Origin of the sequence: Streptomyces asoensis, assembly GCF_016860545.1 — a bacterium.
GTDB lineage: Bacteria > Actinomycetota > Actinomycetes > Streptomycetales > Streptomycetaceae > Streptomyces > Streptomyces asoensis.
Genome location: NZ_BNEB01000001.1, coordinates 702,015 through 718,373 on the forward strand (window position 1 = coordinate 702,015; position 16,359 = coordinate 718,373).

The window sequence follows — 16,359 nt, forward strand, 5'->3', positions numbered from 1 at the left end:
GGGGGTCGGTTTGGGCAGGCGGTAGCGGGATTCGTCCGCCGGATGAGACGGCGGTCACGGCGCCCCGGGCGGGGGCTCAGCGCCGTACGTGCCCGTCGCCCGTGACGATGTACTTGGTGCTGGTCAGCTCCGGCAGACCCATGGGGCCCCGGGCGTGCAGCTTCTGGGTGGAGATGCCGATCTCCGCGCCGAAGCCGAACTGGCCGCCGTCGGTGAAGCGGGTGGAGGCGTTGACGGCCACCGTGGTGGAGTCGACCAGCTGGGTGAACCGGCGGGCCGCCTGCTGCGAGGTGGTGACGATGGCCTCGGTGTGCCCGGAGGTCCACAGCCGGATGTGCTCGACGGCCCGGTCCAGCGAGTCGACGACGGCGGCGGCGATGTCGTGGGAGAGGTACTCCGTCTCCCAGTCCTCGGGCGTGGCCTCGACCACGGTGGCCTTGGAGTCCTCGGCGTAGGCGAGCACACGCTCGTCGGCGTGCACGGTCACGCCGGCCTCCGCGAGGGCGTCCAGGGCGCGGGGCAGGAACGCGGGGGCGATGTCCTGGTGGACCAGGAGGGTCTCGGCCGCGTTGCAGACGCTGACCCGGTGCGCCTTGGAGTTGATCAGGATGTCGACGGCCATGTCGAGGTCGGCGTGGGCGTCGACGTAGACGTGGCAGTTGCCGGTGCCGGTCTCGATGACCGGGACGGTGGACTCGGTGACGACGGTCCGGATGAGCGAGGCGCCGCCGCGCGGGATGAGCACGTCGACCAGGCCGCGGGCGCGCATCAGCTCGCGCACGCTGTCCCGGCCCTCGCCGGGCACCAGCTGCACCGCGTCGGCGGGCAGTCCGGCCCCGCCGACGGCGTCGCGGATCACCCGGACGAGAGCGGTGTTCGACTCGTAGGCGGAGGACGAGCCGCGCAGCAGGACCGCGTTGCCCGCCTTCAGGCAGAGCGCGGCGGCGTCCACGGTGACGTTGGGGCGGGCCTCGTAGATGATGCCGACGACGCCCAGCGGGACGCGGACCTGGCGCAGGTCGATGCCGTTGGGGAGGGTGGAGCCGCGGACGACCTCGCCGACCGGGTCGGGCAGCGCGACGACGTCGCGGACGTCCGAGGCGATGGCCCGCACCCGCTCCGGGGTGAGGGTCAGCCGGTCGACGATGGCCTCGCTGGTGCCCGCCTCGCGCGCCTTGGCGATGTCCTTCGCGTTGGCCTCGACGATTTCGCTCGTACGGACCTCCAGCGCGTCCGCGATGGCGAGCAGCGCGTCGTCCTTGGCGGCCCGGGGCAGCGGCGCGAGGTCGGCGGCGGCCGCCTTGGCTCGGTAGGCGGCGCGGGTGACCGGGGACATGGAGTCGTATGGAGAGAGCGTGGTCATAAGGGAAGGGTAGTGCTCCGCGCGGGGCGGTCCACCGCTCGTTCCACACCCCGAGATACGCGGCCGGACGGGTCACCGCGCGGCCCGGGAGGCGGCGCGGGCGGTCAGTAGGGGTGGACGCCGACCGGGGTCGCGGGGGCCGGGCCGTACCCCGCCGCGATGCGCTGGTGGTAGGTCTGGCGGTCGATGACCTCCAGGCCGACGATCTCCCAGGGCGGCAGTCCGGCGCTCTGGCGGTGCTCGCCCCACAGGCGCAGGGCGACGGCGGCCGCGTCGTGCAGGTCGCGGGCCTCCTCCCAGTACCGGATCTCGGCATGGTCGCCCGCGTATCTGCTGGTCAGGAGGAAGGGATGGTCGTGGGCGAGCTGTTCGAGGGCGCGCCGGACCTCCGACAGCGGGGCCTCGCCGCCGGAGACGCTCAGCGTGACGTGCCACAGCCGGGGGACGTCGACGGGCCGTCCGCCCTTCGGCTCGGCGCCCTCCTCGGCCAGGTACCGGTCACCGGCGGCCACGCTCGTCAGGGTCCGCTCCTCGCCGGGCGCACGCGCGGGCGCGCGGCCCGCGGCACGGGCCGCCGGCGGGCCGGCCGGGCGCGGCGACGCCGGAGCGGTCTCACCGGCACTCCCACGGGCCGCTGCCACCCCAGGGCGCACTCGTCTCACGACGGCCTCCTTCACGCAGCGCTCGAGCGGAATCTGTCCCTGGAACAAAGTTGAGCAGGCCGCACGGTTCCGCGGGGCGGTTTCACGGAACGTCCCCCACCGGTACGGACCGTTCGAGCGGGTTTACGGGTGCAGGATCACCAGGTCGTCCCGGTGGACGACCTCGCGCTCGTAGGCGGCGCCCAGCTCACGGGCCAGTTCCCTGGTCGACCGCCCGATCAGCTGGGGGATCTCCTTGGCGTCGAAGTTGACGAGGCCGCGGGCCACGGCGTGCCCCCGGGCGTCTCGCAGTTCGACGGGGTCGCCCGCGCTGAACTCGCCCTCCACGGCGGCGATCCCGGCCGGGAGCAGGGAGGTGCGCCGCTCGACGACCGCGCGCACCGCGCCGTCGTCCAGGGTCAGGGAGCCCTGCGGGGTCGAGGCGTGCTGGAGCCACAGCAGCCGGTCGGCGGAGCGTTTGCCGGTGGCGTGGAAGTAGGTGCCGGTGTCGCCGCCGGTGAGGGCGTCGGCCGCGTGGACGGCGCTGGTGAGGACCACGGGGATGCCGGCCGCGGCCGCGATCCGGGCGGCCTCGACCTTGGTGACCATGCCGCCGGTGCCGACGCCCGCCTTGCCGGTGGTGCCGATGTCGACGTGCGCGAGGTCGGCGGGGCTGCGCACCTCGCCGATCCGCGAGGTGCCGGGCCTGCTCGGGTCGCCGTCGTACACCCCGTCCACGTCGGACAGCAGGACCAGCAGGTCGGCGTGGACGAGGTGGGCGACGAGCGCGGCGAGCCGGTCGTTGTCGCCGAAGCGGATCTCGTCCGTGGCCACGGTGTCGTTCTCGTTGACGATCGGGAAGGCACCCATCGCGAGCAGCTTGTCGAGGGTGCGGGAGGCGTTGCGGTGGTGGGCGCGCCGGCTCATGTCGTCGCTGGTCAGCAGCACCTGGCCGACGCGGACGCCGTAGCGGGCGAAGGAGGCGGTGTAGCGGGCCACGAGCAGGCCCTGCCCGACGCTCGCCGCGGCCTGCTGGCGGGCCAGGTCGCGGGGCCGGCGGCGCAGACCCAGGGGGGCCAGTCCGGCGGCGATGGCGCCGGAGGAGACCAGGACGATCTCTTTCTCGCCGCCGCTGCGGATCTTGGCGAGGACGTCGACGAGCGCGTCGACCCGGTCGGCGTCGAGCCCGCCCGAAGCGGTGGTCAGCGACGAGGAGCCGACCTTCACGACGATCCTTCGGGCCTCGCCCACGGCCTGCCTTGCCCCTGCCACCTTGTCGTTCGCCCCTTGCGTAGGTAGACGGCTGCCCGCCTGGCAATCTACGCGAACGGGGGCGGAGGCCGCGCGTCGTTTCACTTCGCGGACAGCGGGCCCCTGTAACCGTTTGCTCACTCTTTGCGTACGGCAAAAAGGTTGTACTGGTTCCCCATGGAATTTGAAGAGAACACAAATTTATTTTGAAGTTTGTGTCACCTACAGTTCGCCCTGTGAAGCGCATACTCCTGAGATCGGGGAAGAGCCCCTTCGACGTCGTCCCGGTGGAGGAGGCCCTCCACCGAGACGTGATCGCCACCAACTCCGGCAACCTGATCTTCAGTGATGCCGCGCACAAGATCCTCAGCACGCCGGACTCCGAGGTGTTCTCGAACGGCATGCGGACCGATGTGAACGCGGCGGCCCGCATCAACGAGGAGTACGACGCCTTCGTGGTGCCCCTGGCCAACGCCTTCCGGCCCACGTTCGAGCAGCCGCTCAAGCGGCTGACCAGGCTCATCGGGAAGCTGAAGATCCCGGTCGTGGTGATGGGCGTGGGCGCGCAGACCGGGGTGACCTACGACCCGGCGCGGCTGAAGCCCATGGAGCCCAGCGTGCGCGCCTTCTGCTCGGCCGTGCTGGAGCGCAGTGCCTCCATCGGCGTGCGGGGCGAGTTCACCGAGCAGTACCTGACCGACATGGGCTTCCGGGACGTCGAGGTCATCGGCTGCCCGTCGATGTTCATGTACGGCGACCGGCTGCCCGTCGAGAAGAAGACGGCGGCCCTCACGCCGGAGTCCCGGATAGGCATCAACGGATCGCACACCGCGGTGCGCGGCGGCGGTCTGCACAAGGTCATCACCCGCGCCCACGAGCGCTACCCGCACCTGCGCTACATAGGCCAGAACCTCACCGACGCACGGCAGCTGCACTGGCGGGACGTGGACTCCCCGGCCGGCCGGATCACCGAGATGCCGACCCACCCGGACCACCCGATGTACCGGGAGGACAAGGCCCGGGTCTACATCGACCCGATCACCTGGATCGACGACCTGCGCGACTTCGACTACTCGTTCGGCTCGCGCATCCACGGCAACATCGCGGCGCTGCTCGCGGGCACGCCCGCGACCGTGCTGGCCTTCGACTCGCGCACGCTGGAGCTGTGCCGCTACTTCGAGATACCGCACCGGCTGCTCAGCGAGGTGCCCGCGGACCTCGACCCGGCCGAGCTGTACGAGGAGGCCGACTTCACCGGTCTCACCGGCAACCACAAGGAGCGCTTCGACCGGTTCACGGCGTTCCTGGACAAGAACGGGCTGCCGAACACCTTCACCCACGGCGACGGCGGCGCGGCCTTCGACAAGAAGCTGCGCTCCCTGTCCTTCCCGGCGGGTGTGCGCCCCTGGAACGAGGCCGACCTCGCCTCGCTGACCGCCCGGTTCGGCTGGCTCCAGCAGCGCATCACCGAACTGGACTCGCACAACGCCCAGCTGACCCGGGATCTGGCGAAGAGCCGGTCCGGTGCGCGGGTCGCCAGGGCGGCCGCCGTCCCGGCTCCGTCGATCTACCGCCGTGCGAGGCGCGCGGTGGGAGGGCCGCTGCGCCGTGCGCTGAAGCCGGGCAAGTAGCCGCCCGGCCCCAGGCCGCTCAGACCGCGGCGGTTCCCCCCGGCCGCACCGGGCGCCGGCGCAGTCTCCGGCGGACCTTGCGGGTGAACCCGCGCAGGAAGTTCTCGGTCGGATCGTCGCGCCAGCCCGGGAACTCCCTGGCCTCGCGGGGCTCGGCGAGGTAGACCCGGTCGGGGATGCCGGCCTCGCGGGAACCGTAGTGCGGGTAGGCCAGGTAGAGCTGGGTCTTGCGCTTCTTCAGGACGGGCGTCGGCGCGGTCTTGGCCTTGATGAACTCGAGGACGTCCACGAGGAGGTCGGGGCGCCGGCGCGCCACCAGCTCCAGGCGCAGCCGTTCGTGGACGCGCAGCCGCTGGGCGACGCCCTCGTTCCAGTAGGCGGCCATCAGCGGCTCGGCCAGTTCCATCTTGGTGCGCCGGATGTCCTCGTCGTTCCTGAGGAAGACGGGCCCGAACTGCGGCAGCACGGTGACGAGGAAGGGGCGGACCATGAGCACGTCCCGCTTGGGGCCGGGCGGGACGAGGCGCTCCAGCAGGCCCATCAGGGCGCGCGCGGAGTCGAAGCGCAGGGTGTAGCTCCCGGTCTTCGTCACCTGTTTGCCGTCGGTGCGGCCCACCAGGTAGTAGCAGGTGTAGTCGGCGACCACGGAGACGCCGTCGGCCCGCAGGTAGGCCTCCATCGTGAACAGGGCGTCCTCTCCGGTCCACAGCGACTCGTCGAAGCTCATGCCGTGGCGCTCCAGGAACTCCCGGCGGAACAGCTTCTGCGCGCTGAGCGTGAACTTGATGTTGGAGGAGTAGACGTCCGTGCGTTCGAGGGTCTTGCCCCACATCGACTTCGGGGGGTTGCGGTTGATGCCCTCGACCCGGCCGAGGACCACGTCGGTGCCGTTGCGGTCGGCCATCGCGACCATGCGTTCCAGGGCCTCCGGCCCGAGCCGGTCGTCGGCGTCGAGGAAGAAGACGTAGCGGCCGGTGGCCTTGGAGAGGCCGACGTTGCGCGGGCCGCTGGGGCCGCCGGAGTTCTCCTGGCGGACCACCGTGACGGCCATGTGGGCGCGGGCTGCGAACTCCTCGAGGCACTCCCCCGTGCCGTCCCGGGAGCCGTCGTCCACGGCGATGACCTCCAGGCGCGCCGCGTCCAGGGTCTGTGCCTCGACCGAGGCGAGGCACTCGACCAGGTACGGCATGGCTTCGTACGCCCCGATGACCACCGTGACGTCAGGCTGCGCAACGGTCACTTTTCCCTCTCAGCACACACCGGTTCCCCCACATGAACGCTCTGGATACCCGGTAGACGGCGGATGAACGGGGCGGGTTGCCTGGGTTTTGGTAAGTGTTCCACATCACATGATGTGGAAAATCGCCGATATCGCAAAAGGGCCGGGCCCCAGGAGAAGATCTTCTCCTGGGGCCCGGCCCGAGGCCTGCGGGGTTCAGCCGGCCGTGACGCCCTTGGGCAGCTCCGCGCCGTCGTCCGGGGCGGCGCCGACCGCGGCGTCGGTCCCCGGGGCGTGGGCGTCCTGGCCGACGTTGCGCGTCTCGGCCTTCAGCGCGAGCTCGCTGATCGCGCTGTCGAACTGCTGGAGCGAGGTGGGCTCGTCCGGTCCGAGCAGGTACTCCTTGAGCTCCTTGCGGTCCTTGGCCAGCGGATCGGCGGCCGGGTGACGGACCGCGTCCAGCAGCTGGTCCAGCTCGGCCGCGCCGTTGCTGAGGATCACGGCCGCGCGCACCGCGGTGTTCTGCCGCCTGAACTCCTCGGCGCCCAGCTCCGCGGAGTCCGTGACCGCGTACGGCTTGCCGCTCGCGATGAAGTCGGAGACCACGCTGGAGATGTCCGAGACCATCGCCTCGGAGGCGTTGAAGCAGTCGTACAGGCGCGGTTCGGTGCCGGTGATCACCCGGTGCTCGTACGAGGGGAAGGAGCGCCAGTAGGTCTCGTTCCACTCGGCGCGCAGCCTGGCCGCCTCCTCGTGCTTGCGGACGTCGACGATGCCGTCGCGGCTCGTCACGGCTTCGTCCGCGCGCTCGTCGAACGCGAGGGAGAGGCCGTCCAGCCGGGCCTTGAGACGGGTCAGCTCCGTCTTGGCGCGGGCCTGGGCCGCGGGGTCGGCGGTGAAGCGGCGGTCGGCCGCGCGCTCGGCGGCGGCCTTCTTGATCAGTGCGGTGATCCGCCGGTGCGCCGCGCCCGCCTTGGCGCTGCGGGTGCCGGTGAAGGGGTGCGGCTTGTACAGGACGCGGACCGGCGGCTCGGCCGCGATCAGCTTCTTCACGATGTTCTCGCCGGCCAGCAGCAGCGAGGTGTTGCCCGGGTTGTCGTCCCAGCCCTCCCAGGTGGGCGCGTACAGCACCGTCGGGCAGTCGCCCTCGGCGGGCGTGCCGGAGGCGGTCCTGATCGGCGCGAGCTGCGGACGGCCGACCTCGACGATGTCCTCGTCGCGGATGCCGACGTCGGCGATGGCGTAGCGGTCGCGGCCCGCGCGGCCGGCGGTCCACACCTCGTCGTACACCTTGCTGAACGGGTTGACGCTGGCCAGCTTGTCGCTGTCGCCGTGGCCGATGAAGACGTGCTTCATGGTCGGCACGCGCAGCAGGTGGATGTTCTTGCCGACGTTCGCGCAGTACAGGGCGACCCGCACCATCGACAGGTCCATGTTCATCAGGTGCACGCCGCCGGGCACGCAGACGACGGGGACCGAGGTGGGCGCCATCTTCTCCAGGACGGTGCGCTCACGCAGGATGACCAGCGGCCGGGACTCCATCTGCTCCATGGTCTCGAGCCACATGTTGACCTGGTAGGCGGAGTCGTCGGAGCCGGAGAAGTACAGCACCGTCTGCGGGCGGTACTCGCGCAGCCAGGCGCTGACGACGCCCAGGACCTTGTCGGCCTTCGGCGGCAGCCGCTTGGCCCGCAGGTGCGGCACGAGCGCGACCACGTAGAGCGCTCCGAGCCCCAGGGTGACGGCGATGCCGACGAAGCCGGGGCGCACCGAGTCGGCGATCGCGCAGACGAGCAGGCCCGCGACGGCCGCGAGGTCCAGGTGGAGCATCTTGACGGTGGCCTGGCTCAGCAGCGCGCGCGGCGGCGCGTCCGGGATGCGCAGCCGGGAGGCCAGGTCGACGTTCCTGGTCACCACCGGCATCTGGCGGCGCTTGCCGATCAGGGTGACGAGCGCGCCGTGCGGGGCCTGGAGACCGAAGAACACCGTGAAGCACGCGATCGCCGCGTAGAAGACCGGCTCCTGGGAGAGGTCGAGTCTCGCCAGCAGCAGGATCAGCAGCAGTTCGCGGACCAGGAACCTGGTGGACAGACCGGCCCGCACCTTGCCCAGGAGGCCGATGAGGCGACTGCCCTTGCGGTGGAGGTAGAGGTCCGCCAGGTACGTCACGGCGGCCGCGGCGGCGAAGGCGGGTGCGCTCGGGACGAGCGCGGCCGCCATGAGGCCGGGGTAGCCCAGCATCATGAGGACCGCCGCGGCCAGTTCGGCCGCGCTGCCCACGCGGGCCACGCGAATAGCGGTGGATATCACGGAGAAACCTGCTCTGCGAGGGGGCCGATCATAGGTACTAAAAGTCCGGAAAATCCTTTGTGAAGGTTTCGGGAGTTTTTACGGATTCAGGCCTCTGTGAATTCTCCGTAAACAGGGAGCCACAGAGGCCTGAAAATTCGATGGCTATTTACGATGGATTATGCCATGCCATCCTGGCGGTCGAGCACTGTGGCCAGCGCCTGCTCGAAGCCCGAGGCCCGGCCGGCGGCCGCCGTCGGGTCCTGCTGGCGGACGTCGATGACGTGCCCCGTGAGCTCGGAGAGCAGCACGTCGAGCGAGGTGCGGGCGACGGCCTCGGAGGAGAGCAGGGTGCCCGAGGGCTCCTGCCCGAAGGCCTTGGTGCGCATGGGCGTCGCCGTACGCTCCGGGTTCACGCAGTTCACCCGGATGCCGTCACCGGCCCACTCGTCGGACAGGGCCTGGGTGAGGTTCACCATGGCGGCCTTGGTCGAGGAGTACAGGCTGTACTCCGCGCGGCCGCGGGTGTAGCTGCTGGAGGTGTACAGCAGCAGCTGCCCCTTCGTCTCCGCGAGGTACTTGTACGCCGAACGGGCGATCTGCACCGGTGCCAGGTAGTTGACCTTCAGCGCTTCCTCGATGGTCGCGTTGTCGGTCTCGGCCAGCTTGCCGATGCGCAGCACGCCCGCGGTGTTGACGACGTAGTCGATCCGCCCGGTCTCGCTGTAGGCCTTGGACAGGGCGTCGTCCACCTCCTCGGGGTTCTCCACGTGCGTGCCGGTGGTGGACCGGCCGAGGGCGTAGACGTGGGCGCCGTAGGACCCGGCGAGCTCCGCGATGTCCTTGCCGATGCCGTACGAACCGCCGAAGACGACCACGGTCCTGCCGCTGAGCAGCTCCCGGTAGACCTCCTCGCCGTTCTGCTCGGGGGTGGCGGAGGAGGCCAGCTGGAAGAGCTTGTCGGCGATGAAGACGTCGACGGGCTGGGTCACCTTCATGTTGTACTCGTCGCCCGCCACGACGTGGATCGGCACGTCCGGCAGGTAGCGCAGCACGACGGTGCAGTCGTCGGTGGCCTGGAAGTTGGGGTCCCCCGCGGCCACCTCGTAGGCCCGGCGGATGGTGGACAGCTTGAACGCCTGCGGGGTCTGGCCGCGGCGCAGCCGGGAGCGGTCCGGGATCTCGGTGATGAACTCGCCGTCCTCGCCGTGCGTGCGCGTGACGATGATGGTGTCCGCGGACGGGATGGCCACGTCGACGGCCTGGTAGCGCTCCAGCGCCGCGACGCAGTCGTCGATGACGCGCCGCGACAGCAGGGGCCGCACGGCGTCGTGGAACAGCACGTTGAGGTCCTCGCCGTCGGCCAGCCCCTCGCCCAGGGCCGCGATGGCGCGTTCGGTGGTCTCGTTCCGCGTGGTGCCGCCCTCGATGATCTTCCGGACCTTGGTGAAACCGGCCTTGGAGACGATCTTCTCGATGTCGGGTACATAGCCCGGCGCCATCAGCACGATGATGTCGTCGACCGAGTCGGCCTTCTCGAAGGTGGTCAACGTGTGCTCGATGACGGCCTTGCCGGCGATCTTCAGCAGCTGCTTGGGGATCGACAGACCCACCCGCTGGCCGGTGCCACCGGCCAGGATCACTGCGGTGGTACGGGGCTTGGCTATGTGCTGGGACACAGAGGACCTACCTTGGGGCGACAGGGAACGGGGAAATGGTCCCACTTGCGGTTACCGCGATGCAAGGTGAGTGACGTTCGCTGCAAATGTGCACGCAACCCGGCATTCACCTTGCGACTCCGGCGATTGCCAAGACTCGACGCGGCTTCCCGTGGATGGTCCCTTTAAATCCTGTGAGTTACTGCACAGGCAGTATGTCATTGCCGAGAGTGACCGAGTGACAGGCGCGGGCGCGCGTCGCGGTGGGCCCGGGCGGCCGTCTCCGGCGCCGTCCGGGCATCGCCCGGGCCACGGGCCCGAACGGCCCCGGGGCACGGCGGACGAAGGCCGGGGCCCGGCGGCGGGGGCGCCCGGCACGGGGCGGGCGGGGCCCGATCACCGGTCGCCCGCACGCCGTCGCTCCGACACGGTCCGTCATCCCGGGGCCGGTCCGTGAGGGCTTGCCGGACGGCCCGGTCCGATGTGCGGATCTTCACGCCGCACGGGGCGGGACCGCACCCGTTCTTCATATCCATGAACGCGCCGTCGCGAAGCGGTCGCGAATAGCGCGCGCCCCGCAGGGGATTACCGCGGAATTCCCTGCCGGGGGTGCACGGCATTTCGGCCCCGAGCCGTCCGTCTCCATGGTGAAGGGACGGTAAGGGGTGTTCCTCGGAGGACGCTGAGAGGGCACCGAGAGGACGCTGGGAGGAGTCCGGGGCGTGGATGGGTCCCGCCCCGAACAGAAAACCCGTGGGGCCGGCGCGAAGGGCCGGCCACCACGGGCTCGAAGGGGCGGAACCGGACGGCTCCGGGGCGGACTAGAAGGGCTCGAAGCCCTCGAACTCCTGGGCCGCCTCGTCGCGTTCGGCCTGCTTGTCCCGGCGGCGCTGGGTCGCGGGACGCGGCTCCTCGAAGCGGTGGTCCTCGCCACGGCGGCCGAGCATCTCGGCGCCGGCCGTCACGGACGGCTCCCAGTCGAAGACGACCGCGTTGTCCTCGGGGCCGATGGCCACGCCGTCACCGCCGCGGGCCCCCGCCTTCATCAACGCGTCCTCCACACCGAGTCGGTTGAGCCGGTCGGCGAGGTAGCCGACGGCCTCGTCGTTGTTGAAGTCGGTCTGGCGCACCCAGCGTTCGGGCTTCTCGCCACGGACGCGGAAGAGGCCGTCCTCCTCCAGCGTGACGGTGAAGCCGGTGTCGTCGACCGCCTTCGGACGGATGACGACCCGGGTCGCCTCCTCCTTCGGCCGGGCCGCGCGGGCTGCCGCCACCATCTCCGCGACGGCGAAGGACAGCTCCTTCAGACCCATGTGGGCGACCGCGGACACCTCGAAGACACGGTAGCCGCGCGCCTCCAGGTCGGGGCGGACCATCTCGGCGAGGTCCTTGCCGTCCGGTACGTCGATCTTGTTCAGCACCACGAGCCGCGGCCGGTCCCCGAGGCCGCCGTACTGCTTGAGCTCCTCCTCGATGATGTCGAGGTCGGAGAGCGGGTCGCGCTCGGACTCCAGGGTCGCCGTGTCCAGCACGTGCACGAGGACGCTGCACCGCTCGACGTGGCGCAGGAACTCCAGGCCGAGGCCCTTGCCCTGGCTGGCGCCCGGGATCAGACCGGGGACGTCGGCGATCGTGTAGACCGTGGAGCCGGCCGTCACCACACCCAGGTTCGGGACGAGGGTCGTGAACGGGTAGTCCGCGATCTTGGGCTTGGCGGCGGACAGGACGGAGATCAGCGAGGACTTGCCGGCACTCGGATAGCCGACGAGGGCCACGTCCGCGACCGTCTTCAGCTCCAGGACGATGTCCTGGAAGTCGCCGGGCTCACCGAGGAGCGCGAAGCCGGGCGCCTTGCGGCGGGCCGAGGCCAGCGCCGCGTTGCCGAGGCCGCCGCGGCCGCCCTGGGCGGCGACGTACGAGGTGCCGTGGCCGACCAGGTCGGCGAGCACGTTGCCGGCCTTGTCCTGGATCACCGTGCCGTCCGGGACCGGCAGGATCAGGTCCTGGCCGTCCTTTCCGGAACGGTTGCCGCCCTCGCCGGGCTTGCCGTTGGTGGCGCTGCGGTGGGGCTTGTGGTGGTAGTCGAGGAGCGTGGTGACCGACTGGTCGACGACCAGGATCACATCGCCGCCGCGGCCGCCGTTGCCCCCGTCGGGGCCACCGAGCGGCTTGAACTTCTCACGGTGGACGGAGGCACAGCCGTGGCCTCCGTTACCCGCGCCGACATGCAGTTCGACGCGGTCCACGAAGGTGGTCATACAGGTGCCTCCAGCACTGCGAAAAAACGTAAGGGTGTCTTACTGCCTAACACGCGAAAGGCGGACCCGCCTTCCCGCCGGGGAAGTGAGGTCCGCCTCGCGAAAGCTTCCGATCAGGCGACCGGAACGATGTTCACGACCTTGCGGCCACGGTGGGTGCCGAACTGCACCGAACCGGACTCGAGGGCGAACAGCGTGTCGTCGCCGCCACGGCCGACGCCCGCGCCGGGGTGGAAGTGCGTGCCGCGCTGGCGGACCAGGATCTCACCCGCGTTGACGACCTGACCGCCGAAGCGCTTCACGCCGAGCCGCTGGGCATTGGAGTCGCGACCGTTCCGGGTGGACGATGCGCCCTTCTTGTGTGCCATGTCTCCTCAGTCCCTTACTTCGCAGCCGCGGGGATCTCAGTGACCTTGATCGCCGTGTACTGCTGGCGGTGGCCCTGACGACGGCGGTAGCCGGTCTTGTTCTTGTAGCGAAGGATGTCGATCTTCACACCCTTGTGGTGGTCCACGACCTCGGCCTGGACCTTGATGCCGGCCAGCACCCACGGGTCGCTGGTCACAGCGTCGCCGTCGACAACGAGCAGGGTCGAGAGCTCGACCGTGTCGCCAACCTTGGCAGTGGAAATCTTGTCAACCTCAACGATGTCGCCGACAGCAACCTTGTGCTGGCGACCACCGCTGCGCACGATGGCGTACACGCGGATCTCACTCTCTCGCTCTGGGACGGCACCCCCGCAGTCCAGCCCTCCGGGAACGAACACGGACGGCCTCTCCCGACCACCGAGGTAACCGGCACCCGGGAGGAAGAGGGTTTACGGGGATGTGGCATGTCAGCCGACACGCCGACGGTCCACGTTACGGGGCGGCCGTCCGGGGGTCAAACCGGCCCGAGTCCGCCGCGGCCCGCCCCCGGCGGGGCCCGTCACCGCCGCCGTCACCCGCCGGGGGCCGGCCGGACCCTCGCCGTATGCTCGCGGTCCGAAACCAGAGGACACCGGAAGGCGGAGAAGTGAACTACAGGGTCCAGCCCAGCGCCCAGGTCGACGCGGGCGCGGAGATCGGCGCCGGGAGCAGCGTGTGGGACCTCGCGCAGATCCGGGAGGGTGCGCGGCTCGGCGAGGGCTGTGTCGTCGGCCGCGGGGCGTACGTCGGTTCCGGTGTCCGCATGGGCGACAACTGCAAGCTCCAGAACTACGCGCTGGTCTACGAGCCGGCCGAGCTCGGCGACGGTGTCTTCATCGGCCCCGCCGTCGTCCTCACCAACGACCACAACCCGCGCTCCGTGGACCCCGAGGGCAAGCAGAAGCGCGGCGGGGACTGGGAGGCCGTCGGTGTGCGCATCGCCGACGGGGCGTCCATCGGCGCGCGTGCCGTGTGTGTCGCTCCCCTCACCATCGGCCGCTGGGCGATGGTCGCCGCGGGCGCCGTCGTCACCAAGGACGTGCCGGACTTCGCGCTCGTCGTCGGCGTCCCGGCCCGCCGGGCCGGCTGGGTCGGCCGGGCCGGTGTCCGACTGGTGGAGCGGGACGCGGAGCCGGGGGTCTGGGAGTGCCCGCAGACCGGGGCGCTGTACGACGAGAAGGACGGGACCCTCGCCGAGCGCGTCCGCTAGCCCCGCCGGGTCCGCCGGGTCTGCCAGATCCGCCGGGCGCGGGCCGTCCGGCGGCTGAAGCCGGTTGTCCCGGTTTGCACGCCTGTCAACGCAAGATTCACGAAATCGTTATCCGAGCGGGACGAAGGCGGGAAGCCGTGTTCTGACCACGGCATGAACACGACGTACTCGGCGCGCGGGGCAACCCGTCACGGACCTGGTGCGTCTAAGGCTCTGCCTACCATCTTCTTGCCCGTTTCTTTTGCTCAGTCGCCCCCCAGAAGAAGAGTGCTCTGTGAAAGTCATCAGCATCGTCGGTGCCCGTCCCCAGTTGGTGAAGCTCGCCGCCATCGCGGCCGCCTTCGCCGGCACCGAGCACGAGCACGTCATCGTGCACACCGGGCAGCACTACGACGCCGACCTCTCGGACGTCTTCTTCTCCGGGCTCGGCATCCCGGACCCCGACGTCCACCTCGGTGTCGGCTCCGGCAGCCACGGCGTGCAGACCGGCGCCGTCCTCTCCGCCCTGGACCCGGTCCTCGAGCGCGAGCGGCCCGACTGGGTGCTCGTCTACGGGGACACCAACTCCACGATCGCCGGCGCGCTGTCGGCCGTGAAGATGCACCTGCCCGTGGCGCACCTGGAGGCGGGCCTGCGCTCCTTCAACCGGCGGATGCCGGAGGAGCACAACCGCGTCCTCACCGACCACAGCGCCGACCTGCTCCTCGCGCCCACCGAGGAGGCCATGCGCCACCTCGCGAACGAGGGCCTCGCCGAGCGGGCCCGGCTGGCCGGCGACGTCATGGTCGACATCTGCCTGCGCATCCGCGACCAGGTCCGCGCCGGCGAGTTCCCGGCGCCGGAGCTGCCCGAGGGCATCGACCCGGCGAAGCCCTTCCTGTTCGCCACCCTGCACCGCCCGGACAACACCGACGACCCCGAGCGGCTCGCCGCGATCGTCGACTCGCTCGCCGCGCTGCCGGTGCCGGTGGCGCTCGCCGCCCACCCGCGCCTCGTCGCCCGCGCCCACGAGCACGGCATCGACCTGTCCAAGGGCAACCTGCACGTCGGCCGCCCGCTGCCGTACGCCGGCCTGGTCGCCGCCGTGCTGGCCTCGACCGGCGTGGTGACGGACTCCGGCGGTCTCCAGAAGGAGGCGTTCCTGCTGGAGCGCATCTGCACCACCGTCCGCCCGGAGACCGAGTGGGTGGAAACCGTCCAGACGGGCTGGAACGTCCTCGTTCCCGACCCGCACACGCTGTCGCCCCAGAAGTGGGCCGAGACCGTCACCCGTGCCGTGCCGACCGACGATCCCGGCATCCCGTACGGCGACGGCCGCGCCGCGCACAACGTCGTCCGTCTCATGGAGGAATGGAAGGGGGGCAGCCGGCCCGTCTGACATGAGGAAGCGGAACCGGGTGCCGTGGCCGCCCGCTCACGGGCGGCCACACAGGACCCACAGTCCGCGCATGTCAGCGTGCTAGCGTCAACCGCTATGTCATCGTCTCCCCCGTCCGGGCCGCCTGCGGAAGGCAAGCGACCGCACGTCATCTATCTCGCCATCGGCTTCCCGCCGGCCGCCAAGAGCTCCACGTACCGGATGCGCGAGACCGCCAACCAGTTCGTGAGGGTCGGCTGGGACGTCACGGTCGTCAACATCGCCCGGGAGTCCTGGGAACTCGACTCGGGCATCGACCTCTCCCTGCTGGACCAGGTCGACCCCCGGGTGAAGATCGTCGAGCTGCCGCTTTCGCGCGACGACCTCGAGACGGACATCCGCCTCTTCGACGAGGCGCGTGCCCTCGACCCCAACGGCTGGGTCGCCAAGCTGCGCAAGCGCCAGACCGAGACGTTCCCCGAGCCCAACTTCGGTGAGTGGCGCGGCGACCTCGAAGAGGCGGTGCTGCGGATCCACCGGGAACACCCGGCGGACCTGCTCCTCGCCAGCTGCGTGCCCTACGTGAACCTCGCCGCGGCCTGGAAGCTGTGGGAAGAGGCGAAGGTGCCGTACGCGGTGGACTTCCGCGACGGCTGGTCCATCGACGTCATCGACGGTGTCGAGGCCTTCGCCCGCGACTCCGCGGAGGGCGTCTGGGAGCGGAAGATCCTGGACGACGCCGTCTCGCTGTGGGTCGTCAACGACCCGATCGCCGAGCACTACCGCAACCGGTACCCCGAGCTCGCCGACCGGGTGCACGTCGTGCGCAACGGCTACGACGCGGACAGCTCGCCGGGCCGGTCGCACAGCCCCGACCCCGCTTCCGGACTGGTCTTCGGCTACCTGGGCACGGTCAACTTCACCGTCCCGCACCTGGAGACGGTGCTCAACGCCTGGCGCGCGGCCCGCGAGAAGGAACCGCTGCTGGCGAACGCGCGCTTCGAGCTGCGCGGTCACCTCGGCAACGGCGCCAGCCGCGGGGCCAACCGGCACGCCGAGGTGTTCAAGGAGGCCG

13 protein-coding genes are annotated in these 16,359 nt (G+C 70.6%); 4 read left to right on the forward strand and 9 right to left on the reverse strand.

What is annotated here, in order from left to right; all coding sequences use genetic code 11:
* Positions 1-76 precede the first annotated feature (76 nt).
* The 3 genes from Saso_RS03060 to proB all read right to left on the reverse strand — a co-directional run bounded on the left by Saso_RS03060 (position 77) and on the right by proB (position 3,255).
* Positions 77-1,363, reverse strand: a complete 1,287-nt coding sequence (locus tag Saso_RS03060; RefSeq protein WP_189917694.1) for a glutamate-5-semialdehyde dehydrogenase — start codon at positions 1,361-1,363, stop codon at positions 77-79.
* A gap of 104 nt (positions 1,364-1,467) precedes the next feature.
* A complete protein-coding gene (locus Saso_RS03065) occupies positions 1,468-2,004 on the reverse strand; it encodes a hypothetical protein (protein ID WP_189918524.1) in 537 nt (178 codons plus the stop codon).
* Positions 2,005-2,148: 144 nt separating this feature from the next.
* Complete coding sequence (gene proB / locus Saso_RS03070; protein WP_189918525.1) at positions 2,149-3,255, reverse strand: glutamate 5-kinase; 1,107 nt, start codon at positions 3,253-3,255, stop codon at positions 2,149-2,151.
* A gap of 236 nt (positions 3,256-3,491) precedes the next feature.
* On the opposite strand from proB, the gene Saso_RS03075 reads away from it, so the two are divergent.
* Entirely contained in the window at positions 3,492-4,886 is a 1,395-nt protein-coding gene (locus tag Saso_RS03075; RefSeq protein WP_189917695.1) for a polysaccharide pyruvyl transferase family protein, read from the forward strand.
* 19 nt (positions 4,887-4,905) lie between these two features.
* Here the strand turns inward: Saso_RS03075 and Saso_RS03080 are convergent, their stop codons facing one another.
* The 6 genes from Saso_RS03080 to rplU all read right to left on the reverse strand — a co-directional run bounded on the left by Saso_RS03080 (position 4,906) and on the right by rplU (position 13,013).
* Positions 4,906-6,126 carry a glycosyltransferase family 2 protein gene (locus tag Saso_RS03080; RefSeq protein ID WP_189917697.1) on the reverse strand — a complete coding sequence of 407 codons (1,221 nt, stop codon included), beginning with the start codon at positions 6,124-6,126 and terminating at the stop codon, positions 4,906-4,908.
* A 195-nt stretch (positions 6,127-6,321) separates the two neighbouring features.
* Positions 6,322-8,385 (reverse strand): hypothetical protein, encoded by a 2,064-nt coding sequence (locus Saso_RS03085; protein WP_189918527.1) that lies wholly within the window; start codon positions 8,383-8,385, stop codon positions 6,322-6,324.
* A 188-nt stretch (positions 8,386-8,573) separates the two neighbouring features.
* A complete protein-coding gene (locus Saso_RS03090; protein ID WP_189917699.1) occupies positions 8,574-10,073 on the reverse strand; it encodes a bifunctional cytidylyltransferase/SDR family oxidoreductase in 1,500 nt (499 codons plus the stop codon).
* 800 nt (positions 10,074-10,873) lie between these two features.
* The gene (gene obgE / locus Saso_RS03095) at positions 10,874-12,310 is read right to left on the reverse strand and encodes a GTPase ObgE (RefSeq protein ID WP_189917701.1); all 1,437 of its coding nucleotides are present in this window, start codon (positions 12,308-12,310) and stop codon (positions 10,874-10,876) included.
* A gap of 113 nt (positions 12,311-12,423) precedes the next feature.
* Positions 12,424-12,678: a 50S ribosomal protein L27 gene (rpmA, locus tag Saso_RS03100; protein ID WP_189917702.1), complete on the reverse strand. Its 255-nt coding sequence runs from the start codon at positions 12,676-12,678 to the stop codon at positions 12,424-12,426.
* Between the two features lie 14 nt (positions 12,679-12,692).
* Complete coding sequence (gene rplU / locus Saso_RS03105; RefSeq protein WP_007381993.1) at positions 12,693-13,013, reverse strand: 50S ribosomal protein L21; 321 nt, start codon at positions 13,011-13,013, stop codon at positions 12,693-12,695.
* A gap of 311 nt (positions 13,014-13,324) precedes the next feature.
* Between rplU and Saso_RS03110 the strand changes: the two genes are divergently transcribed.
* From Saso_RS03110 to Saso_RS03120, 3 genes are all read left to right on the forward strand, one after another.
* Positions 13,325-13,927 (forward strand): acyltransferase, encoded by a 603-nt coding sequence (locus tag Saso_RS03110; protein ID WP_189917703.1) that lies wholly within the window; start codon positions 13,325-13,327, stop codon positions 13,925-13,927.
* A 274-nt stretch (positions 13,928-14,201) separates the two neighbouring features.
* A complete protein-coding gene (wecB, locus tag Saso_RS03115) occupies positions 14,202-15,305 on the forward strand; it encodes a non-hydrolyzing UDP-N-acetylglucosamine 2-epimerase (protein ID WP_189917704.1) in 1,104 nt (367 codons plus the stop codon).
* 201 nt (positions 15,306-15,506) lie between these two features.
* Positions 15,507-16,359: glycosyltransferase family protein (locus Saso_RS03120; RefSeq protein WP_203833502.1), on the forward strand; the 853-nt coding region annotated here is incomplete at its 3' end.